Below are 22,910 nucleotides of genomic sequence, written 5' to 3'. Positions count from 1 at the left end.
AATCCCAATACCACAAAATAGTAAAACTATTCAGGTATTGGGACCCACTTGATAAAAATTTATTCAACTTTTACGCACTATTCTTCTGGTACGGCATATCTGTCACCTGAACTTTTCACAATCTCTCTAGCAACATTTTCAGGAAATCCCGGACGTTCAACTGTGGCACCAAGTCCTGTTTCAGTTCTAATGAATCTGCCATCTTCATCTGGCTTTATTGCCATATCATTATATTTCACAATAAGATAAGTCCCAAGCTGTCTCCATCTGTCAATCATCTGTTGAGCTTTATTGATACTATAATCTGTCAAAAAATCAATAGCTAAAGAAGGATTCTCATCATACAAAACCATTGCCTTGCGCTCTATTTCTGCTTGAGCCGAAAAATAACTGGTTTCTAAAGAATCTCTGACAGACTTTAGAGAACCAAACATTAATGAATAACGTGGATATACCATATTACTAACCCAGTTACAAACCCAAAAAGCATTCTTCATGCTGAATGTAACAGCATCCGCACCTTTAGTATTATAACACTCTGGCTGTGAAGTATTTCCGCAATATACAGGTGTATAAGCAACCATATTACCATCATCATTGCCAAACCAAAGCACACCACCGATTTGTCTTGGAAGCCATGATCTTAATTGAGCAACATAAGAAAATGCTGTTTGTTGTGTTGACGTCGGACGTTCATTAAAATATTCCTTACCATCAACTTTATAGGTTAGAGGCGTTGGTCTATAAGGCATATTCCATACACCTTGACCTGGGTCTTTATCTAAAGAGAACGGAGTTCCTTCATAATGATCTCTCATGCATTCCTGTATATCTTGAACACTAACCTTGCGATTAGGCTTTATCCACAAAGGCATCGGTTCGGCATCTTTAACTTTTCCTTCTGCATAAGGCAAATAACGTTCCATATCTGTCGAGAAGTGGTTAAAAAAGCTCCACACACGAGCTTCGCAGAACCGTCTTCCAGAAAAATCAGGATAAGCATAAGCTTCACAAAAACTAAAATCTGCATCTTTACCACTAAACCATCCTTTTTCTCTTGCAAATGTTATGCAATCTTTTGAAAACATCACATTCTTTTTATCCTTTTGATTAAATGTACGAATACGGCTCTGATTTGCATGAGCACATATAGCATCATCAGGAATTCTAACAGCAACCCATACAGTCCCCTTGCGTCCAGGTCCCTTTCCTATCATCTCCATTATCCAGGCTTCGTTTGGATCACATATTGTAAAAGTCTCTCCGCCAGAACAATATCCATATTTATCGGTTAATGTAGTCATAACTTTTATTGCTTCTCGTGCGGTTTTTGAACGCTGTAAAGCTATATATATCAGAGAGCCATAATCTAAAATACCTGTTGTATCAACAAGTTCCTCTCTTCCACCAAAAGTCGTTTCACCTATCGAAACTTGATATTCATTAATGTTTCCAATAACATTATAGGTTACCTCTGCTTCGGGTATCTGTCCGTGATAAACATTTGTATCCCAATCATAAATTTTACGTACAGAACCCTTCTCGTGTTTCCCGGCAGGATAATGACACAAGCCGATGAACAATCCATAGTCATCAGCGTTATATGAACATATCACCGATCCATCAGCACTGGCTTTCTTGCCTACAATAAAATTGGTACAAGCCCAAGAGCTAAAATAACTAACTAACAAAGAAACTACTAAAACTATCCTTTTCATAAGCGATATAATTATTAATACTTAAAATTTTCCATTATGATTCTTTGGTTATCAAGTTTATCTGCAGCAATAATTTTAAGCATATGCATGCCTCCTGTACGTAAGACAGGAGCATTCTTCAAATTACATACATATATATTATTTTTTTCTTTGTACTCTAAAAGAACAAACTTACCATCTACAAATCCCTTAATATATTTTAATCCACTACCTGAGTCTGATGCTTGAACACGTATATTACCTGAAGTTCCAGATACCGACACATGAGGCGGAACATCATCGTAACAGATTTCATACTCAGCACCTAATTCTCTTATCTTAGTTATGACCCAGCCATCCTTATAAGTTCCACCCATGTATTTATCTATGCCAAAATGACTTACGACGTATAACTTATCCGTATCTTTAACAGGTTTATTCAATTTAATCTTTATTGTTGCCCATCCAAAGATAGGATATGATTTATTATAGAATCGCCATGAGTCTGATAATGATTCTGGTTGAAACTTTACATTAGGGTGCAATTCAACATTATCAGGCAAGGTCCCTTTTGGAAGTAACAAACTTACCCCCGGACGTTGCAGATGATTAAATCTTTCATAACTCATCAAATTTATCAAATCTGGTTTTCTCTTTTTGGGAATCTGCTGTTTTACACCTTTTACAACAAAAGAATAATCATAAGAATTACCAAAAACATCAGATATTGTATAAACAAATTTATAATCACGCTCCTGATCAATATTTATTATTCCACTATTATTCAAAGCATGAAGTATCGGCAAGCTATTTCCCGGTTCCTTAAACGACTTCATATACCATACATGCGTCCGGCAATAGTGATCATAATCCCCCCAAGAGTTAACCATCCTATTACAACGAACCGGTATGCTGTCTATGTCACTCTCAAAAACCAATTTTCCATCAACGGTTAACCGGGTATTCCTGATTCCAAGTATTCCATAACTCCCTTCCATGTAATCATTCGCCCATATACCAAATCCGACCTCTCCCCAAGCTGTAAATACACGCGACAACGAAGAAGATGCAAAACCATAAGACTGCTTTTGGACCGATCCGCAAAAGACACCTTTACCTTCAATAGGATAAGCCATAAACGCATGTGCAATAGGCCTTGTCTTATCTACGACATACTCTTTCAAGTACTGCAATGGATCAAGATAACTCCATGTTTTTGTATCATGAAATTCAAGATGCAAATGCGGAGCACGACTTGCTCCGGAATTTCCGCTAACAGCAATAAGTTGTCCTCTGGCAACAGGAAAGTCTGTAGGCTTTAATCTCACATCAACAAAATAGCTTTGGTTTAGATATTGCCATTTCTGCACAATAGCACCAAGCTGCGGTATAAACTTTTTTAAATGACAATATACACTTGTCTTACCACCAGGATGGTTCACATAAACTGCATATCCAAAGCCATCAAGCCCAACAGTTATTCTACTAACATAACCATCAGCTACAGAAAATATCGGTTTGCCTTCAACCTGCTCTGTCCTGATGTCTATTCCACCATGAAAATGATTTGGACGCGGCTCACCAAAGTTGCCGGCCAATGAAATTGGATAATTCACGGGAGAACTAAAACTCGTAATTGCAGCAAGAATCAAAGATGAAAACAAACTAAACATTTTCTAAAAACAAAGTTTAAAAACAAATTATAAACATATTTACATACTGAAAGACGTTCTATAGAATGCACTATTAGGGTCAAAAGAGAACGTTTATCAGTATGTAAATATAATTAATCTATTAACAAGCTTTAAAGCTCATATCAAGACACTTAACAGAATGGGTCAATGCCCCGACAGAAACGAAATCGACACCGCATTCAGCATAACTCCTTATCGTATCAAAAGTTATACCTCCACTTGATTCCGTCTCATATTTTCCATTTATCATTTTAACAGCTTTACGCGTATCATCTACAGAAAAATTATCCAACATGATTCTGTCTATACCGCCATGATCAAGCACTTGCTGCAATTCGTCAAAATTGCGTACTTCTATCTCAATTTTTAAATCAAGCGAATTTGCTTTCAAATAATCATGACATCTGTCTATTGCGTTATTTATTCCACCGGCAAAATCTACGTGATTATCCTTCAGAAGAATCATGTCAAACAATCCTATACGGTGATTCACTCCTCCACCTATCTTCACAGCCTGCTTTTCGAGCATACGCATACCAGGAGTTGTTTTTCTTGTATCCAAGACATGTGTTTTTGTTCCTTTAAGCAACTCAACATACTTATTTGTGGTTGTTGCTATACCGCTCATTCTTTGCATTATGTTCAGCATGAGACGTTCTGTTTGCAACAAAGATCGTACCTTTCCAGACACAATCATTGCAATATCGCCCTTCTTTACATGAGAGCCATCTTCGATAAGCACTTGCACCTCAAGAGAAGGATCAAATCTTGCAAATACCCTTTTTGCCACTTCCACACCTGCCAGAATACCATCCTCCTTAATAAGCAAATGTGACTTACCCATGGCACTTTCCGGAATACAACACAATGTAGTGTGGTCACCATCACCGATATCCTCGGCAAAAGACAGATCAATAAGTCTGTCTTCTAATTCATCAACTGAATACATATTAAAAAATTTTATTCAAAGTTCTATAAATAAACACCTACGCCTATACGTAAACCGATTTTAGAAAAATCAGAGTGATTCTTAAACGACTGGTCGTAATATACGGCAGGTTCAATCGTTACTGTTCTATTTAAGAAGAACGCATATCCGACTTCTATACCCGGCATCAAATCGTTGTAATTATGATTTGCATGTATCAATTTTGCATTAACACCAAGATACAATCCATTTTGAACTATATAATAGCGTCCTCCAATGCCTATAGAATAAGAATTTGCGACATCATCATTTCCACTATGCTGTATACCAGCCTGAGCTGTTATCATCCAGTCGTCAGCCAAAAGATATCCACCTTTTAAATCAAGACCGATATTAAAATTTTCTGCTCCGCTATAACTAAGATTCAGTCCTGTAAGAGATGCACCAACATAATACTTACCTTGCTCAAACTGAGAATATCCAGAAAGAGCAAACGCCATAAAGGCTATCAACATTACAATTTTTTTCATATATACATTGTTTATTTTTTTAGTATCAACGAATATAGAATTAATGAACTGATATAAAACACTATATAAAATTTTACTTTCATACAAATGTATGTTTTTATCATTTTCATTATTCCCTATCATATGCAAAAGTACATATTTAATTTGAAAAACAAAAAAAATAATATAACTTTGCATCATAATCGATTTACAAATATCAAATGAAAATTTCAATCAAGCAATCATTCCTCAATATAGTAATCATATTGTTATTTATATGCTTTTCAGAAACATGCAATTCCCAAAGCTTTGTTTTCAGGCAACATCCCAAATACGAGGTCAGGGCCGTGTGGCTTACAACAATAGGCGGACTTGACTGGCCACACAGCTATGCGCAAACGGAAACATCAATAAAAAAGCAAAAGAAAGAATTAATTGACATACTTGACAAGCTGAAAAAGGCAAATATTAATACAATATTATTCCAGACAAGAATAAGAGGCACGGTTATTTATCCTTCATCCATAGAGCCTTGGGACGGATGCTGTTCCGGCTTTCCTGGCAAATCCCCCGGATATGATCCGTTAGAATTTGCAATAGCAGAATGCCATAAAAGAGGTATGGAACTGCATGCATGGATAGTAACAATTCCTGTAGGAAAATGGAACGGAATAGGCTGTAGAACATTACGCAATAAATATCCCAACTTAGTAATCAAAAACGGTGGAGAAGGATTTATAGACCCTTCAAATATTTTGGCTGCTCAATATATATCGGATATTTGTAAAGAAATCTCCGACAATTACGATATAGACGGAATACATCTTGACTATATAAGATATCCCGAAAAATGGAAATTGGAGATACCACTTTCTAAAGCAAGAAAAAATATTACAAACATTGTAAAAGAGATTTACAACAAAGTAAAAAGAACAAAACCATGGGTGAAACTAAGCTGTGCTCCAATTGGCAAATACGATGATCTCACCAGATATTCCAGCCGTGGATGGAATGCATATAAAAAAGGATGCCAGGATGCCCAAAGTTGGATCAAACAAGGCCTAATGGATCAGCTTTACCCCATGATGTACTTTCGCGGAAATCAATTCTATCCTTTTGCCATAGACTGGAAAGAAAATTGCAATAACAGAACAATAATACCCGGATTGGGCATTTATTTTCTAGATACCTCCGAAGGTAATTGGAATATAGATGAGATTAAGCGTCAAATGTATGTTACGAGAAGTCATGGCATGGGCTATGCCTTCTTTAGGAACAAATTCTTTTATGATAATACCAAAGGGCTGTATTCATTCACAAAAGATGAATTCAATCTATATCCTGCTTTAACTCCTCCAATGGAATGGGCAAAAGCTCCGGTGCCACAATCACCACAAAATTTATCTGTAAAAGTTACAGATAAAAATGAAATTATAACATGGGATAAATCAGATAACAATTATGGCGGCATTATGTATAATGTTTACGTCAGTAAGAAATATCCTGTTGATATAAATGACTGCAGGAACATCTTGGCGACAAGGATAAAAGATAACTATATTGCAATTGAAACAGACTCAAAATGCGACCTCTTTTATGCGGTTACTAGTATAGACCGTTATGGCAATGAAAGCCTTCCCACACAGCAAAAACAGTCTGACAAATCTGCAATCACAGACAAATTTATTAAAAATGACGGCAAGAAACTTTTATTACCAGACAAAGGGAAAACCTTAGATAGCGAATACGTTATAGTAAAAAGTCTGGCAGGTAATATAATTTCAATACATCCATACAAAGGCAAATATGCAGATATAAGCAATCTTGAAAATGGGTGTTACATTCTATTATCATTAAATAAAAAAGACATAGCACATAGATTAGGATACTTTATGATTAAAAGGTAACACTTCGAATGGATGTTGTTTATTCCTATACGCTTTTGTTTATTCCACAAAAGCGTGGTCAATAAAAATTTTAATATCAAATATTCATTTAAAATAACTCAATGAGTTTTTGCATAAAACTCATTGAGTTATAACTAAAAACCCATTGATTTTCATTAATGAAACCAATGGGTTTATAAGTCTATAATCCGACATTAAATTAATTATATTTATTATAACATTACCACAAGAAATATAAAATCATCAAGTTATATTTATAATCAGATAAACAACAATATTATTATTGGATAATATATAAAACTACACAACAAAGTTTCGTCATTATCACTTTTTCTTATGCCTCATTTTATCTGCAGCTCGTTTAAAGATCTGCCGATGGAAACGCTCTTCTGCTTTCACAATGTCATAGACTTTGCCCGCAGGTAATATCTGCATAAATTTTTCATGATAAGTTTTCTGAAGTTGTTTTATTTCAATTTCACACTTATCACGCTTCATAAGATTCTTTTTGCATTCAGCATCCGTTGTCGGCTTTATTCGTTTTAACTTTTTAAGTTCATCATGAATTGACCGCTGCTTACGTAACATTTCCGAATAAAGCGGAAAGAATTCTGAAGCCTCTTTTGGAGACAAGCCCGCCTTTCGTGTGATATACTGCTCTAATTCTGCTTGAAAACGTTCTGGTGTAAAATGTCTATTCTTATTTTGGGCATCTGATATATTAAATGCTAATATAAAGAATAAACAAATTATAAATCTTCTCATTTTATTATTATCATTCATTTTCCACATAAGAATAAATGTCATCATTATCAAGCATGGCATAATCTGAAATTTCGTCTAAAATATAATCAGCATAAACTGAAGATGACATATTTTCTGATATATTGTCTGCGTGATTCTGATAAGATTCTTTTTCTAAACTATTAAAATATATTGTTCCGGAAACTAGAAGAACCGCAGCAAAACATGCGGCCCACTTCAATGGACGCATAAACGCTTTTATTGCAGGGCGTTTATTAGGTACGGCTGGCTCAACCACGTTCTGCATCAGACTCTTCTCCAAAGAATCAAAATAGCCTTCAGGAACTTTAAATGGCCGCTGGCTGCCAAATTTTTGTTTAAGCAATTGTTCTTCTTTCATAATAAATAATTATTATTCTTTTATTCTATGACGGAACTTCCCATTAAAAGTTTAATTGCCTGTCAAAAAAAGTCATTCATGTAGATGAAAATAATCCGAAATCTTTTTTACCGCAATATGATACGAGGCCTTCAACGCGCCTTCTGAGGTGTTGAGAATTTCACTGATTTCACTATATTTCATATTATCGAAATATTTCAAATTGAAAACCGTCCTCTGTACATCAGGCAATGTCGCAACAGCCTCTAACAATAATGCATGTGCCTCATCACCATCAAAATACTCATCAGCCATAAGAGTCTTTGAAACTGACGGCGACTCTGAAATATCTATAGTTGAATTATTTTTATTTTTGCGCAAATAATCTAAAGCCTCATTTATGGCAATACTGCACAGCCACGTAAATAACTTAGATTTATTATGAAAAGAATCAATATTATTCCATGCTTTAAGAAACGTATTTTGCAACACATCATTAGCGTCGTCATGACATAGAACAATATAACGTATCTTCCAATACAATCGTTCACCATATAACTTTACGATTGCATCAAAAGCTTTACGCCTTGTAGTTTCAGAGGCCAGCATCCTGCATATTAAATCTTCACTTAATGCCATATTATTCAATAAACGGAGACAATTTCTCTATCAGGACATCGTCATAGCCATAAACATCATCATAATAGCATAATTGTCCACAAATGCCATCATAAACTGTATAATAGGTAATATATAATGGTATTGGTGGATTTACATTCAAAGTATTTACGAGACGTTTTCTGTCTATATTTCTCTTCTTCAACGAATCTACATCATTAATAAAATCAACAGACATTGAATACTGTAATCTGTCTTCCATCTCCTCTGCACGTTCGCCTAATAAGAATAAAGCCAGTTCCAGCGGACGTTCTACTCTAACACAACCATGGCTCACAGCTCTTTGGGTGCGCTTGAACGCCCATGGTGCAGAGGTGTCATGAAGAAAGACAGAAAAATTATTATCAAATCTGAAAATAATACGTCCTAAAGAGTTCTTTTTACCTCCAGCCTGAACAATATATTGCTCGTTTGACATTATTCTATCATATGAAACCTGCTCAGGAGCCAACTTACCCTTTTCCCTGTCCAGAACAAACATCCCCATTTTATGCATATAAGAATAATTATGCAAAAATCCTTTGGAAATGCTTTTAGGAACAATCCATTGCGGATTTACATCCATGCGCTTAATCCAACTGGTAAGAATCGGAGTCTTGAAACTAATCTCGCCACAACATACCTTCATTGTTTGCGATTTTTCACCGTCAAAAGCGTATAATTCAAATGAAGGAATATTCACGACTATATATTTATTGTGCAAATCTGTATTAGGCATTCCACGCAAACGCCATCGACACCGTTCGATATTACACAATATTCTTAACCGTTCAGATTTGGTTAAATTCGGATTATCTAACTCTTTCAACAACTTACCGACCAAACGTCCTTTAGGAAGGGTTGTATGCCAAAACTCAGCTACACTGTCATTCAAAATATGGCTGATGGCTCTAAAATAGAATTTTTTGTCCGGGCGTAATACTTTTAAATCACACAATTGTCTGAATCGTGTTGTCAAAGAATCCACCTGATACTCTTCCAAACTATTATATAAATAATCGGGATTAACAAAGCCAAAATACTGTCCTGCAGAATATCTTAAAAAGGCTTTTGTCAGGTTATACTCTAAACGAGCCAAGATTCGGTTTAGATTATCATTTGAAGACCCTATGTCTAAACTACGTGCCAAGTAAAGATCCTTTTCTATTTTAGAGACACGAAAAGCGTCTTTGTTCAATCCATAATAACCAATACCCTTAAGAAGACTCAAAAGAGTATCTGCACGGTCATATATACCATAACGGTTTATCCACAAAAACGGTTGTTGCTCTTTATAATATTTGTTTACAAACCCATCCATGGGCAATGCGACTCCGTCTTCACTTGCAATTTTGGATATATGTTCACGTATATCAACTATGTCCAAAGAATACTTTTCATCCCGTAAGTCTGAAAATGTATCTAAATTAATATTTTTGTCATAATTATTTGTCGCGTCATGACAAGATGACACGAGCAGACATAAAAGTATAAGGTAAAATAACTTTAACAAAACAGACAAAATACTACTTAACCGAAATCTTCCTTACGACTTTACCAACCTTAACAATATAACAGCCTTTAGGCAAATTCAAATCGTAATATCTATCTGAACCATCAACTTTTATGGACATTATTTTTACTCCGGCAACATTGTATATATACAACATCTGTCCATTGGCTCCAACAACGCGAATTGACGATGAATTAACAGAGATTGAAACGCTCTGACTTTCAACATCAATTATCTCTATTGCCGAATTGGAATTGGCAACAGAAGGAGTTGCGACAGACAACAGCAACACTGCAGACAGAATAAAAAGTAAGTTTCTTAACATAAAAGCTTCTTTTTTATTACCGCAAAGATAAAATATTTTTACGATATAACAAAATATTATACGTTTTTTTTTACTTACACATCAAAAACAGCCATTTCATTCGCTAAATCTGTATTCGGGAAGAGTTCTTGAGCTTCCTTTAGAATAACATCTTCATTTTCATAGCGCGCAGAAAAATGTCCGACAACAAGTCTTTTAACCTTTGCCTTCAATGCCACCATGGCCGCCTGTCTTGCCGTACTATGATAATATAACTTTGCCCTATTCTCGTTTTCACTACAATAAGTTGCCTCATGATACAGCAAATCCACATTTTCCACCATCCTGTATAGTTCCGGCATGTATCTGGTGTCTGAACAATACGCATATGACCTTGGCGGATCCGCAGGGAAGGTAAGATAAGAATTTGGAATTACGTCGCCGTCAGCAGTAATCCAGTCTGCCCCATTTTTTATGTTATTACGCTGGCATTCAGGTATGCCATAAAAGTCTATCATATCGCGTCTTATATGCGGTAAGGTCGGTTTCTCACGGAATAAATATCCGCAACACGCAACACGATGTTCTAGAGGTATAGAGCTAACCGTAAGACTTTTATCCTCATATATCACATCATTACGTTTCGTATCTACCACATGAAATACAACTTCATATTCCAATCCATTACAGAACAGGTCCAGTTGCTGCTGCAATATAGGGAAAAAGTCTTTAGGCGCAAATACATGCAAAGGACTTATACGGCCAAGCATACCCAGCGTAGAGATCAGGCCGATAAGACCGAAACAATGATCTCCGTGCAGATGACTTATAAAGATGGCAGAAAGTTTATTGAAATTAATACGTGAACGTCTTAATTGCACTTGTGTTCCTTCACCACAATCAACCATAAACATCTTATCACGGACAAGAACAACCTGCGAAGAAGCATTATGCTTCAACGTAGGCAAAGCACTGCCGCATCCTAATATATAGACTTTAAATGGCTGCATGTATTTTATATATTACACAAGATACATAAACTATTTAGCCTCTTTCGACAGACGTTTATAGCCATAGATTCCTTCTGTATTCTCCAGATAAAGTGAATCTGCACCCAAAGAATAGATGTCAAATGTATCTGACGATAAAATCAGCTTACCATTTAATATTTTCCATTCCGTATACGGCTTCGGCTCCTTCATACTACCTTCAACAACTCCGCCCTCACAAATCTCAAAACTCTTGTCAAGGCTGACCCATTTACCCAATAGAGATGTAAGGTTAATTACCTTTTCTGCAAAAAGTCCTTCTTCACTTTTCGGACCCGAGATCACTGCCAGCCGGTCACCGACAAACAATCCCCCTTGAACGTTTGAGCACGTATCAAGTCCCTCCAATGTATATGTCAAGGTGTCTCCCTTATCCGTAATCAGTTCAAGTGTGTGCATTGCAGTACCTTCACCACATTTGCCATACACAGTAGTGTCTGCTATTTCGTTATCAGAAACATTCTCAACTACAGCCTTTGCATTTTTTTTATTGTCACATCCTATCGCTACAATGCAGCACAACAAGAATGCCAAACTTAGTTTACTCATAATTGTATTATTTATTCGTTTTTTCTTCTTTTTTAGCTTCATTCCATAGTTCATCCATTTCAGCCAAAGTCATCTCAGTCAATGGTTTACCAACTTTTATAGAATGATTTTCTATATAGTTAAAACGCCTGATAAACTTCTGATTTGTATGTTCAAGAGCCGTATCAGGATTTAAATGATAAAGACGTGCTGCATTTATGACACTAAACAAGAAATCACCCAACTCTTTTTCAGAAGCTTCATTATCATCCTTACGCAATTCTGCTTCAAGCTCAGAAAGTTCTTCTCTCACTTTAGCCCAGACATCGCCCTTATCTTGCCAGTCAAAACCGACATTACGAGCTTTATCCTGTATGCGATAAGCTTTAATAAGTGAAGGCAGTGCAGCCGGCACACCGGAAAGGACACTCTTATTACCATCCTTTTCCTTTAATTTTATCTGTTCCCAATTCTCCAAAACCTTATCTACTGTATCAGCTTTCACATTACCATAGACATGCGGATGTCTGAAAATAAGCTTATCAGCCTGCATGTTACATACATCAGCAATGTCAAAATCTCCTGTCTCGCTGCCAATAAGTGCATAAAAACAAACGTGCATAAAGACATCTCCAAGTTCTTTGCATATATTCTTCTTGTCGTCTTTCATCAAGGCGTCACACAATTCAAACACCTCTTCTATCGTATTTGGCCTAAGGCTCTCATTTGTTTGCTTTTTATCCCACGGACATTTTTCGCGTAACGTATCAAGTACATCCAATAAACGTCCAAATGCTTCAAGTTTTTCTTCCTTTGTATGCATAATATGTATTTTAGTTATGCAAATGTAGATATTTTCCACGAATATTTTGTACATTTGCAACGTTTTTTATTGAATTAGGCAAAATAAATAAAAATAAGATAAGAAATGGAACTTGCAAGTAAGTACGACCCAAAAGATGTAGAGTCAAAATGGTATCAATATTGGCTTGACAATAAGCTTTTCAGCAGTAAACCTGACGGAAGAGAGCCTTACACCATAGTTATTCCTCCACCTAATGTAACGGGAGTGCTCCATATGGGACACATGCTCAACAATACTATTCAGGACATTTTGGTAAGACGTGCCAGAATGGAAGGCAAAAACGCCTGCTGGGTGCCGGGAACAGACCATGCATCTATTGCTACAGAAGCAAAAGTTGTAAACAAGTTGGCGCAGGAAGGAATAAAGAAGACCGACTTGACACGCGACGATTTTCTTAAGCATGCATGGGACTGGACAAATGAGCACGGCGGAATAATTTTAAAGCAGTTAAGAAAACTTGGTGCAAGCTGCGATTGGGACAGAACAGCATTCACCATGGACGAAAAACGCTCCAAAGGAGTGATAAAAGTATTCTGCGATTTGTATAACAAAGGACTTATCTATCGTGGAGTACGAATGGTAAACTGGGATCCTAAAGCCCAGACCGCCCTTAGCGACGAGGAAGTTATTTATAAGGACGAACACAGCAAACTGTATTACCTTAGATACAAGGTTGTTGAAGAACCTGAAAAATATGCCATTGTTGCAACTACACGTCCTGAAACAATCATGGGCGATACAGCTATGTGCATAAACCCTGACGACCCGAAGAACACATGGTTAAAAGGAAAACACGTAATCGTTCCTTTAGTAAATCGTCAGATACCAGTCATCGAAGACTGCTATGTTGATATAGAATTTGGAACAGGTTGTCTGAAAGTTACACCGGCACACGACATAAATGACCATGCATTAGGTCTGAAACACAATTTGGAATCGATCGATATCTTTAACGATAACGGAACAATATCTGAAGCAGCCGGTCTGTATGTCGGCATGGACAGAATGGATGTCAGAGTTCAAATTGAAAAAGATCTTAAAGAAGCCGGTCTGCTTGAAAAGGTTGAAGACTATAACAACAAAGTTGGCTTCTCTGAAAGAACTAATGTACCAATAGAGCCAAAACTCTCAACACAGTGGTTCCTGAAAATGCAACACTTTGCAGATATGGCACTTCCACCGGTTATGAATGATGAAATTAAATTCTATCCAGCAAAATATAAGAACATTTATCGCCATTGGATTGAAAACATTAAAGACTGGTGCATAAGCCGCCAGCTATGGTGGGGACATCGCATTCCAGCATATTACCTACCTAACAATGGCGGATTTGTTGTTGCAGAAACTCCGGAGGAAGCACTTACTATGGCCAAGGAAAAAAGCGGCAACAACGATCTGACCATAGATGACCTGAAACAGGATGAGGACTGCCTTGACACATGGTTCTCATCATGGCTGTGGCCCATATCTGTTTTCAACGGCATCAACGATCCTGACAACGAAGAAATAAAATATTATTATCCTACTTCAGATCTTGTTACCGCACCTGATATCATTTTCTTCTGGGTTGCTCGCATGATAATGGCCGGATATGAATATAAAGGAACATTCCCGTTTAAGCATGTGTACTTCACAGGTATTGTACGTGACAAACTTGGCCGTAAGATGAGCAAGAGTTTAGGTAACAGCCCAGACCCTATAGAACTTATCGACAAGTTCGGAGCCGATGGCGTTCGTATGGGAATGATGCTGTCAGCACCTGCCGGCAACGACATTCTCTTCGATGAGAGCCTATGTGAACAGGGAAGAAACTTCAATAATAAGATATGGAACGCATTCCGTCTAATTAAGGGATGGGAAGTTTCAGACGCTGAACAGCCCACATCAAACAAGACTGCCGTAAAATGGTTTGAGGCCAAACTTAAAATCACTAACGACGAAGTAAATGACCTGTTTAAGAAATATCGCATATCTGAGGCATTAATGGCCGTTTACCGTCTCTTCTGGGATGAGTTCTCAAGTTGGTATCTCGAGATGATAAAGCCTAATTACGGCACACCTATCGACCACAGTACATACGACATGACACTGAAGTTCTTTAATGAACTTTTGAAGATGCTACATCCGTTCATGCCGTTCATAACAGAAGAATTATGGCAACATATATATGAACGCAAAGAAGGTGAAAGCATTATGCGTGATTGTCTGTCAATTCCGGCCTCAACAAAAGAAGATGAGAATCTGGTAGCAGACATTGAAAATGTTAAACAGATAATCAGCAACATCAGAACAATAAGAAATCAAAAGAACATATCACCCAAAGAGGAACTTGAACTGCAGGCTATCGGTGAAAATAAATATGCCGCATATGACGATATTACAATAAAGATGGCAAACTTAAAGTCCATAAATATTGCGGAGGGCAAGTCTGCCGATACAATACAGTTTATGGTCGGCACTGATGAATATGCAGTACCTGTAGGTGATCTTATTGATGTTGAAGCAGAGATTGAAAAGCAGGAAGCACAACTAAAGCATCTGGAAGGTTTCCTTGCAGGTGTGATAAAAAAGCTTTCAAACGAAAAATTTGTTGCTCATGCCCCTGAGGCTGTTGTAGCATTAGAAAGAAAGAAACAGCATGACTCTGAAGAAAAGATAGCAATGCTGAAAGAATCACTTGCAAAATTAAGAAACAAGTAATATAACTAAAACCAGAAATGCTCGATAGTATTTCTGGTTTTTATTTTAATGATATTGGTTTCAATTGCCACAAGCGCAACAAGGCTGTAAATCACTTTACCATAAAGTGAAACTTGAAACAAAAACAGACCAATTACGAAAAGGCACATATTGCAATGCAAAACATACGCTTTTACTTTGCAATATGTGCCCTTTTACTACCTAATATGCCGTATTATGCAATAGCCTTAACAACCTTGCATGACGCAAGTGTATAACACACTGATATTCAGAATCATATTCAAAGTACATCAATCATGACTATATGTATTTAAAGCACCAATATATACTTTTGAATATTTATTGGCAAAATAATGCGGACGCTCATTCGTCATGACATTATTTACTTCACAAACATTATTACGCTTTATTTATATAGTCAACGATCCACTCTCCTACTTCTCTCGTGCCATAAAATTCACCTCCTTCTACCTGAATTTCAGGAGTACGTACATTGGCGTCAAGTGAAGCATCAACGGCCTTACGTATAAGCAATCCCTCATCTTTCAGACCAAAATACTCAAAAAGCATAGCCACCGATAAAATCTGAGCCAGAGGATTAGCGATGTTTTTGCCTGCAGCCTGCGGCCATGATCCATGTACAGGTTCGAAGACCGGAGTGCCTTCTCCTGTAGAAGCTGATGGCAGCAAGCCCATACTTCCAGAAATACAGCTACCCTCATCTGTGAGGATATCTCCAAAAGTATTTTCCGTAACGATTACATCAAAGAAGGTTGGTTCGACAATCATACGCATAGAAGCATTGTCCACAAACATATAATCAGTTATAACATCCGGGTATTCTTTTTCAATTTCTTTAGCAACTTGACGCCAAAGCCTGCTTGAAGCCAGCACGTTTGCTTTGTCAACAACAGTAACATGGTGTTTGCGCTTAATCGCATATTGATATGCTACCCTTAAAATACGTTCTACTTCCGGACGTGTATAATAATTTGTATCATACGCCTTTTCATCATCCTGATATTTTTCACCAAAATACATGCCACCGGTAAGCTCTCTTATACATATAAAATCTGCATTTTTTATTATCTCATCTTTCAATGGAGATTTATGCAACAGACACTCAAATGTTTGTACGGGCCTAACATTTGCAAAAAGTCCCAACTTTTTACGCATAGCTAACAGGCCCTGCTCAGGACGAACTTTAGCCCTAGGATCATTATCAAAACGAGGGTCACCTACAGCAGCAAACAACACCGCATCAGCCCACTTGCATATATTAAACGTATCATCAGGAAATGGGTCACCGACCAAATCTATTGCATGTGCTCCACATATAGCCTCTTGATACTTTATTTTATGTCCGAATTTTTCAGCAATGGCATCTATGACATCAACACCCTGCTTAATAATTTCCGGTCCGATACCATCACCAGGAAGAACAGCTATTTTAAGATTCATAATTATTTATTTAATGGTTTATTCTTTATCACTTCACAAAAACACCTATTCGATCATATAAATTATAATATTCCCATTTTTCCACTTTAAACATTCTGCTTACAGATGCGCCATTATTGTATTCTAATTATAACTTCATACATTATAACATCTAAAATGGTAATGGGCCGTTATCTGGAATATCACCAATATACGGCGACGGACCCAAATCATCTCCATTAATCTTCGAACCAATAATCTCTCCTCCACCGATTGGCGACTTATCGGAATCTGTTGGATTCTCAAAACGCGTAAACTCTCCACGGAAATTCAACAACACATCACCTGTACCACCTTTACGGTGTTTAGCTATAATAATCTGAGCCTTTCCGTGAAGATCGTTTCCTTTTTCATCAGTAAAAATTCTGTAATATTCCGGTCGGTGAACAAACAGCACCATATCGGCATCCTGCTCAATCGCACCAGACTCACGCAAGTCACTGAGTTGAGGCCGCTTTCCGTCTATACCTTCACGTCCTTCTACAGTACGGTTCAACTGAGACAAAGCCAATACAGGAATGTCCAACTCCTTTGCAAGTCCCTTCAATGAGCGGCTGATGGTTGACACCTCTTCCTGTCTGCTTCCAAAACGTGCTCCGTTGGCATTCATAAGCTGCAAATAGTCTATCATTATTACTTGCACTCCTTTTTCTCTTACTAGACGTCTTGCCTTTGTTCTTAATTCAAAAATAGACATACCCGGAGTGTCGTCAATATAAATTGGCGCAGCCTGAAGTTTTCTTACATTCTTATCAAGTCGTTTCCATTCTTCATCATCCAGCTGTCCGTTAAGTATTTTCTTACCTTCAATCTCACATACATTAGATATCAGACGGTTAACCAGCTGAACATTGTTCATTTCCAATGAAAAGAATGCTATAGGCGTATCGTAATCAACAGCAATATTTTTTGCCAAAGATAATGCAAATGAGGTTTTACCCATAGCCGGACGACCAGCAATAATAACCAAATCGCTTCTTTGCCATCCGGATGTATAATCATCTAATTTGGCATACCCTGTAGGAATACCCGTTAATCCACCTTTGTTTGCTGCAGCTTTTTGCAAGATTTCGACAGCCTGTTTTACTACAGGATCAATTTGGGTATAATCCTGCCTCATGTTTTTTTGTGACAGTTCAAATAGTGAACCCTCAGCCTCCTGCATAAGCTCATCTACATCTACAGTTTCATCAAAGGCCTTTGTCTCGATTACACTCGCAAAGGAAATTAATTGCCGAGCCAAATATTTTTGTGCTAAAATCTTAGCATGATATTCAATATGTGCAGATGATGCCACACGTTCACTTAACTCCAATATATAGCCAGCTCCACCAATGTCATCTAGAGTTCCCTCGCGCTTCAATTCTTCAACAACAGTCATAATATCCACAGGATCTTCATTCAAACTTAGAGTTTGAATAGCCTTGTATATTTTCTGACTACGCGGTTCGTAAAAAGTTTCGGGATGCAAAATCTCACTAACAACAGAAAAGGCATCCTTATCAACCATCAAGGCTCCAAGGACCATCTTTTCTATATCAACAGCCTGAGGCTGCATATGGATGCTATTATTATTTACTTTACGGGTTTTCTTATTTTCAGGCATAATATTTACATAATAATTTGCGCAAAATTACAAATAAATCTTCGGTTTAAGACTATTAAATTCAATTTAAATAGTTACCTTTACAAACAAAAATAAAAATGACTATGATTCAACGACCATGTGCAAAAATAAATTTAGGCCTTAATATTGTCAGCAAAAGGCCTGACGGATATCATAATCTAGAAACAGTGTTTTATCCAATAAATCTAAATGACGAGATATGTATTGAACCTGTACTTGATAAAGAAATCACAAAGTACCAATGTTCTTTAAGTATAAAAGGGATTAATATAGAAGGCGATTTACAACAAAACTTAATTGTTAAAGCTTATAATATTCTTAAAAAATACTATCCACAAATTCCAAATGTCAATGTAACCCTTACCAAAAATATTCCAACGCAAGCCGGCATGGGTGGAGGTTCGTCTGATTGTGCGTATACAATAAAAATGTTAAACGAGATGTTTAACCTGAAAATGTCAATAAAAGACATGCAATCTTTTGCATCTAAATTAGGTGCAGACTGCCCTTTTTTCATAAATCCACAGCCATCACACGCAACGGGCATTGGAGAAATATTGACACCTATAGACATCAATTTGAGCAAATATAAAATTGCGATTGTAAAACCTCCCGTAATGATAAGTACGAAAGAGGCTTTTTCAAACATCATAGTTAAACAGCCAATAAAATGCTGCAAAGAAATCGTAGCACAGCCGATAGAAACATGGAAAGAAGAACTGATAAACGATTTTGAAAATAGCATCTGCACTATACATCCAGAAATAGGTAGAATTAAAAACAGGCTATATGATTTAGGCGCTATTTACGCTTCAATGACGGGAAGTGGAAGTGCTTTATTCGGTATATTTGAAAAAGAGATAGGAAATTTTGATTGCATATTTGAAGATTGTTACACACACATTGTTTAATATTGAAATAGTCCAAAATTTTGCTTTCACCACAAAATCTTGGACTACCTCAATGATTCTCAATTGTTAGCGTAATTCTTTAATAAAACCATGCCTATAAGCATAAAGCAGTTTTTCCAACTCTGCAATTTGCTTTTTCAAATCACGTCCTATATCTGTATCTGCCACAAGCATTCTATGTGATGACATTTCAACAATCTGTGTTGTACTTTTAATATCGGACCCTCTAAGTATTGCATCTTCTGTACTCGTAAATGGTTCATGCTGAACTAACTGGAAACCTCTACTATGATAAACCAATGTATATCCGGCAATACCCGTTTCTTCATGATATGCCTGCGAAAATCCGCCGTCAATAACCATTAGCTTACCATTAGCCTTTATCGGATTCTCTCCATTTACGACATGAACAGGGACATGTCCATTAATAATATGCCTATTCTGACCGCTCACTCCAAAAGCATCAAGAATGGCATCACACTCTTCCTCATTGTTTCTTAATTTAAAATAATTTCCTTTTTCCTCTTTATATGTAGATTTGTCCTTAAGAAAGTAACGTTCAAAAGTTGCCATCTTAGACTTATCAAACAAAACTGAATTTCGCCCACACCACAAGTAAAGGAAATAATCTACAGAAAATTCCTTCTCACGCGGATCTGAATCATTTTGGAATGCATTTCTAATAATATGTTCCGTCCGATTCATCAGTTCACGTCCTTTGTACTTATGACCTTTACAAAGTTCCACTTCTTTAAGACTACCATCATCGTTTAAAGGAACGGAAGCATGAAATAAAAGATTATCATTAATTATGGTATATAATGAACCATGACTCAACAATAGCCTTATATGCTTATGAAGCTTCTCGTTAACGGTAAACGAGTGATGAAGTTTACTCATAAGTATAATTTCATCTGGTGTCAATTCATATGGTGCATTAGGATTTACAGTCGGGAAACAGCAGCTTTTCATTTCATAAGACTTTCCAGAGATATTGCATGTCGCATTATCATAATCAATACATTCCAATAAAAGTCTATCTTGCATATCCCATTCTGGATGACGTTTTATCATGGAAGCTTCCACCTTAAATTGAATGATAGTGATAGCTTTATGCATCAATGCAGTCAACCTTTTTGTCTTATCGTCAATGTCTGTACTGCCTCCATTAATTTTAGGCATAAACTCCTCACAAGGATCATCGCCATAATGCTCCATTGCAAATGTTGCCAATGGAATAAGATTTATACCATACCCTTCTTCCAGTGTAACAAGATTTGCATAACGCAAAGACAAACGTATTACATTACATATACATGCATCGTTACCGGCACAAGCACCCATCCAAAGTATGTCATGGTTTCCCCATTGAATATCCCAATTGTGATAATTCGTTAGTACATCCATTATAATATGCGCACCAGGTCCACGGTCATAGACATCACCTAACACATGCAATAGATCTATTGCCAAACGCTGTATCACATGAGAAATAGCAATAATAAAATCATCCGCACGTCCCGTTGATATTATTGTTTCGATTATGACATTAACATAAGCAGCTTTATCTATATCATCTGTACGTTCATGAAGAAGTTCCTGAATAATATAAGAGAAATCCTTCGGTAAAGACTTTCTAACCTTAGAGCGTGTATATTTACTAGAAACATCCCTACAAACCTTTACAAGCTGATGTATTGTTATATGATACCAATCCTCCAAATCCGGCTCACTAGCTTTAACAAGTTCAAGTTTCTCTTTGGGGTAGTATATCAAAGTACACAATTCCCTGATTTCCGATTCACGCAAATCATTTCCAAAGATTTCATTAACCTTACGTTTAATATTACCAGAAGCATTCTTTAATACATGCTGAAAAGATTTATACTCACCATGTAAATCTGCAAGAAAATGTTCAGTACCCTTAGGCAAATTCAATATCGCCTGCAAATTTATAATCTCTGTACTGGCATCAGCAATTGTCGGAAAAGTATGAGACAACAATTGCAAATACTTTAAGTCCTTTTCAATGTCATAATTCCTTGTCTTCATTGTATATTAGATTTAAAAAACATTTTTCTCAATTTCTCCGTTTTACTATCATTAATCGGTTCTATAAACATAAAGCCTTCACTTAACCCATAACGCTCTTTCATTATTTGAAACAAGCGCGCTGTATCTTTTAAAATACCGGTCTCATGAACTTTATTATATAACTGAATTTCATCAAAATTATTATATTTTAAGCTAAGATATAAATCTAACATATCTTTTCTTTTAATTTCTATACGATGCTTTATACCATATAAGATTGTCATTATCTTAATCATGATATCACGTTCAAGATCTGAAAGACTTGAATCAGTCTTAATTTTTGAAGTATTTCTTATATTAGTAATACGCTGAGACTTATTTCCCAAGAGACAAAATATCCCACCAATTTGTTCTTGTGAAAAAGGTTGGGATAAATTATATTTTTCAATTCCAGAAAAAACAAATTCTAATATTCCTTGGTTATATGAATGTAAAAGAATTCTACGCCATGCTTTATCATCAAGCATTGAAAGAATCCTACGTTGATTATCTGACAATTGTAAGCCAGCAATATTTTCCGTTGCACCTGCATACAACAAAATATCTTCTGCACAACAATCTTCAGAACTCATAAGCCAAAATGGATTACTGTCAACAACTATTTGATACATCCCAATTAGCCTATCAGACAATGGACTAATTGATTTTTCATAAATTTCATTGAATATATCAATTAATACAATATTCCTAATATTCTTATTTTGTTTTGAAACATATACATCATATTCCACATTACCAATATCCCCATTTGATTCATCAATATGGAGCGTATTTGCATGTTCTGATCTTATCCCTAAGATTTTACATAAAAACGTTGGATATCCAACATAATCAGATATGCTACATATCTCATTATCGCAAACAGCATGCAAGACTTTTGCATGCGACACTATATATCGTTGATAAATAACAGATTTTAAAAAATTACATAAACAATAATGGCCCGACGAATGCCAGGCCTCCAATTGTCTGTCAAATGTTATGATTGTAGGAATTCTATACTTTTCACAACATCTCTGAAGATAGTATGCATATATATTCCAACATGCATGAATATGTACCACATCCGGACGTATATCTGCCAAAAACTTCTTGAAGGAAGAATGCCATCTACCAAACAAATTCTTCAAGAGAGAGAATTTATGGACATGCACACTTCCCATATCTATACCAGGATAGTCAGCACACAATAAATGTACTTCTGCACTTTCTGCCATAGCCTTAATTAGAGCTATTTTATACTGAAGTCCTACAGACTCATTTATATCAGCAAAATTTGGTATAAAATGCAAGACTTTCATAAT

The 22,910-nt window shown here is 36.4% G+C and carries 19 protein-coding genes; 3 read left to right on the top strand and 16 right to left on the bottom strand.

The annotated features are described in order from the left end of the window. Window positions 1–77: 77 nt before the first annotated feature. The 4 genes from EJL04_RS04245 to EJL04_RS04230 form a co-directional block, all read right to left on the bottom strand. Entirely contained in the window at window positions 78–1,718 is a 1,641-nt protein-coding gene (locus tag EJL04_RS04245) for a dipeptidase (RefSeq protein WP_125104158.1), read from the bottom strand. A 14-nt stretch (window positions 1,719–1,732) separates the two neighbouring features. Further along, on the bottom strand, window positions 1,733–3,370 hold the full coding sequence (locus tag EJL04_RS04240) for a M23 family metallopeptidase (RefSeq protein WP_125104157.1): 1,638 nt from the start codon (window positions 3,368–3,370) through the stop codon (window positions 1,733–1,735). Window positions 3,371–3,491: 121 nt separating this feature from the next. Then, window positions 3,492–4,340, bottom strand: a complete 849-nt coding sequence (gene nadC, locus EJL04_RS04235; protein ID WP_021854284.1) for a carboxylating nicotinate-nucleotide diphosphorylase — start codon at window positions 4,338–4,340, stop codon at window positions 3,492–3,494. Window positions 4,341–4,363: 23 nt separating this feature from the next. After that, complete coding sequence (locus tag EJL04_RS04230) at window positions 4,364–4,849, bottom strand: outer membrane beta-barrel protein (RefSeq protein ID WP_125104156.1); 486 nt, start codon at window positions 4,847–4,849, stop codon at window positions 4,364–4,366. Window positions 4,850–5,049: 200 nt separating this feature from the next. Between EJL04_RS04230 and EJL04_RS04225 the strand changes: the two genes are divergently transcribed. Continuing rightward, entirely contained in the window at window positions 5,050–6,735 is a 1,686-nt protein-coding gene (locus EJL04_RS04225) for a glycoside hydrolase family 10-like protein (protein ID WP_125104155.1), read from the top strand. A gap of 324 nt (window positions 6,736–7,059) precedes the next feature. On the opposite strand, the gene EJL04_RS04220 is transcribed toward EJL04_RS04225, so the two are convergent. The 8 genes from EJL04_RS04220 to mazG all read right to left on the bottom strand — a co-directional run bounded on the left by EJL04_RS04220 (window position 7,060) and on the right by mazG (window position 12,732). Beyond that, on the bottom strand, window positions 7,060–7,500 hold the full coding sequence (locus EJL04_RS04220) for a hypothetical protein (protein ID WP_239684896.1): 441 nt from the start codon (window positions 7,498–7,500) through the stop codon (window positions 7,060–7,062). A gap of 10 nt (window positions 7,501–7,510) precedes the next feature. Continuing rightward, a complete protein-coding gene (locus EJL04_RS04215; RefSeq protein WP_021854280.1) occupies window positions 7,511–7,879 on the bottom strand; it encodes a hypothetical protein in 369 nt (122 codons plus the stop codon). A gap of 72 nt (window positions 7,880–7,951) precedes the next feature. Next, a complete protein-coding gene (locus EJL04_RS04210; RefSeq protein ID WP_125104154.1) occupies window positions 7,952–8,497 on the bottom strand; it encodes an RNA polymerase sigma factor in 546 nt (181 codons plus the stop codon). Between the two features lies 1 nt (window position 8,498). Continuing rightward, on the bottom strand, window positions 8,499–9,902 hold the full coding sequence (locus tag EJL04_RS04205) for a L,D-transpeptidase family protein (RefSeq protein ID WP_125104153.1): 1,404 nt from the start codon (window positions 9,900–9,902) through the stop codon (window positions 8,499–8,501). 139 nt (window positions 9,903–10,041) lie between these two features. Then, window positions 10,042–10,353: a T9SS type A sorting domain-containing protein gene (locus tag EJL04_RS04200; protein ID WP_021854277.1), complete on the bottom strand. Its 312-nt coding sequence runs from the start codon at window positions 10,351–10,353 to the stop codon at window positions 10,042–10,044. Between the two features lie 74 nt (window positions 10,354–10,427). Then, complete coding sequence (locus EJL04_RS04195) at window positions 10,428–11,342, bottom strand: ribonuclease Z (RefSeq protein ID WP_021854276.1); 915 nt, start codon at window positions 11,340–11,342, stop codon at window positions 10,428–10,430. Between the two features lie 30 nt (window positions 11,343–11,372). After that, a complete protein-coding gene (locus tag EJL04_RS04190) occupies window positions 11,373–11,930 on the bottom strand; it encodes a lipocalin-like domain-containing protein (protein WP_021854275.1) in 558 nt (185 codons plus the stop codon). 7 nt (window positions 11,931–11,937) lie between these two features. Further along, entirely contained in the window at window positions 11,938–12,732 is a 795-nt protein-coding gene (gene mazG / locus EJL04_RS04185) for a nucleoside triphosphate pyrophosphohydrolase (protein WP_125104152.1), read from the bottom strand. A 105-nt stretch (window positions 12,733–12,837) separates the two neighbouring features. On the opposite strand from mazG, the gene EJL04_RS04180 reads away from it, so the two are divergent. Further along, window positions 12,838–15,474, top strand: coding sequence for a valine--tRNA ligase (locus EJL04_RS04180; RefSeq protein WP_125104151.1), 2,637 nt, complete (start codon window positions 12,838–12,840; stop codon window positions 15,472–15,474). 399 nt (window positions 15,475–15,873) lie between these two features. Here EJL04_RS04180 and leuB read toward each other — a convergent pair whose 3' ends face one another. Continuing rightward, window positions 15,874–16,935, bottom strand: a complete 1,062-nt coding sequence (leuB, locus tag EJL04_RS04175) for a 3-isopropylmalate dehydrogenase (protein WP_125104150.1) — start codon at window positions 16,933–16,935, stop codon at window positions 15,874–15,876. A gap of 151 nt (window positions 16,936–17,086) precedes the next feature. Further along, complete coding sequence (gene dnaB, locus EJL04_RS04170) at window positions 17,087–18,580, bottom strand: replicative DNA helicase (protein ID WP_125104149.1); 1,494 nt, start codon at window positions 18,578–18,580, stop codon at window positions 17,087–17,089. 104 nt (window positions 18,581–18,684) lie between these two features. Between dnaB and ispE the strand changes: the two genes are divergently transcribed. Further along, on the top strand, window positions 18,685–19,512 hold the full coding sequence (ispE, locus tag EJL04_RS04165) for a 4-(cytidine 5'-diphospho)-2-C-methyl-D-erythritol kinase (RefSeq protein ID WP_125104148.1): 828 nt from the start codon (window positions 18,685–18,687) through the stop codon (window positions 19,510–19,512). A 66-nt stretch (window positions 19,513–19,578) separates the two neighbouring features. On the opposite strand, the gene EJL04_RS04160 is transcribed toward ispE, so the two are convergent. After that, a complete protein-coding gene (locus tag EJL04_RS04160) occupies window positions 19,579–21,564 on the bottom strand; it encodes a fructose-bisphosphatase class III (RefSeq protein ID WP_021854268.1) in 1,986 nt (661 codons plus the stop codon). After that, on the bottom strand, window positions 21,561–22,907 hold the full coding sequence (locus EJL04_RS04155) for a glycosyltransferase family 4 protein (protein ID WP_125104147.1): 1,347 nt from the start codon (window positions 22,905–22,907) through the stop codon (window positions 21,561–21,563). The genes EJL04_RS04160 and EJL04_RS04155 overlap by 4 nt, the downstream gene beginning before the upstream one ends. Window positions 22,908–22,910: the final 3 nt, after the last annotated feature.

Source organism: Prevotella marseillensis, from assembly GCF_900625065.1.
In the GTDB taxonomy this organism is placed as follows: domain Bacteria; phylum Bacteroidota; class Bacteroidia; order Bacteroidales; family Bacteroidaceae; genus Prevotella; species Prevotella rara.
Note: the sequence above shows the minus strand (reverse complement) of the source record. Positions and strands in the feature narration are given on the sequence as shown.

What these genes read in the sequence shown, in the direction of transcription:
- EJL04_RS04215 (WP_021854280.1), bottom strand. Translation starts at nt 7,879, where the DNA reads ATGAAAGAAGAACAATTGCTTAAACAAAAATTTGGCAGCCAGCGGCCA.
- EJL04_RS04180 (WP_125104151.1), top strand. Translation starts at nt 12,838, where the DNA reads ATGGAACTTGCAAGTAAGTACGACCCAAAAGATGTAGAGTCAAAATGG.
- EJL04_RS04195 (WP_021854276.1), bottom strand. Translation starts at nt 11,342, where the DNA reads ATGCAGCCATTTAAAGTCTATATATTAGGATGCGGCAGTGCTTTGCCT.
- EJL04_RS04245 (WP_125104158.1), bottom strand. Translation starts at nt 1,718, where the DNA reads ATGAAAAGGATAGTTTTAGTAGTTTCTTTGTTAGTTAGTTATTTTAGC.
- EJL04_RS04155 (WP_125104147.1), bottom strand. Translation starts at nt 22,907, where the DNA reads ATGAAAGTCTTGCATTTTATACCAAATTTTGCTGATATAAATGAGTCT.
- EJL04_RS04190 (WP_021854275.1), bottom strand. Translation starts at nt 11,930, where the DNA reads ATGAGTAAACTAAGTTTGGCATTCTTGTTGTGCTGCATTGTAGCGATA.
- EJL04_RS04225 (WP_125104155.1), top strand. Translation starts at nt 5,050, where the DNA reads ATGAAAATTTCAATCAAGCAATCATTCCTCAATATAGTAATCATATTG.
- mazG (WP_125104152.1), bottom strand. Translation starts at nt 12,732, where the DNA reads ATGCATACAAAGGAAGAAAAACTTGAAGCATTTGGACGTTTATTGGAT.
- dnaB (WP_125104149.1), bottom strand. Translation starts at nt 18,580, where the DNA reads ATGCCTGAAAATAAGAAAACCCGTAAAGTAAATAATAATAGCATCCAT.
- EJL04_RS04240 (WP_125104157.1), bottom strand. Translation starts at nt 3,370, where the DNA reads ATGTTTAGTTTGTTTTCATCTTTGATTCTTGCTGCAATTACGAGTTTT.
- EJL04_RS04210 (WP_125104154.1), bottom strand. Translation starts at nt 8,497, where the DNA reads ATGGCATTAAGTGAAGATTTAATATGCAGGATGCTGGCCTCTGAAACT.
- EJL04_RS04200 (WP_021854277.1), bottom strand. Translation starts at nt 10,353, where the DNA reads ATGTTAAGAAACTTACTTTTTATTCTGTCTGCAGTGTTGCTGTTGTCT.
- nadC (WP_021854284.1), bottom strand. Translation starts at nt 4,340, where the DNA reads ATGTATTCAGTTGATGAATTAGAAGACAGACTTATTGATCTGTCTTTT.
- EJL04_RS04230 (WP_125104156.1), bottom strand. Translation starts at nt 4,849, where the DNA reads ATGAAAAAAATTGTAATGTTGATAGCCTTTATGGCGTTTGCTCTTTCT.
- EJL04_RS04160 (WP_021854268.1), bottom strand. Translation starts at nt 21,564, where the DNA reads ATGAAGACAAGGAATTATGACATTGAAAAGGACTTAAAGTATTTGCAA.
- ispE (WP_125104148.1), top strand. Translation starts at nt 18,685, where the DNA reads ATGATTCAACGACCATGTGCAAAAATAAATTTAGGCCTTAATATTGTC.
- EJL04_RS04220 (WP_239684896.1), bottom strand. Translation starts at nt 7,500, where the DNA reads ATGAGAAGATTTATAATTTGTTTATTCTTTATATTAGCATTTAATATA.
- leuB (WP_125104150.1), bottom strand. Translation starts at nt 16,935, where the DNA reads ATGAATCTTAAAATAGCTGTTCTTCCTGGTGATGGTATCGGACCGGAA.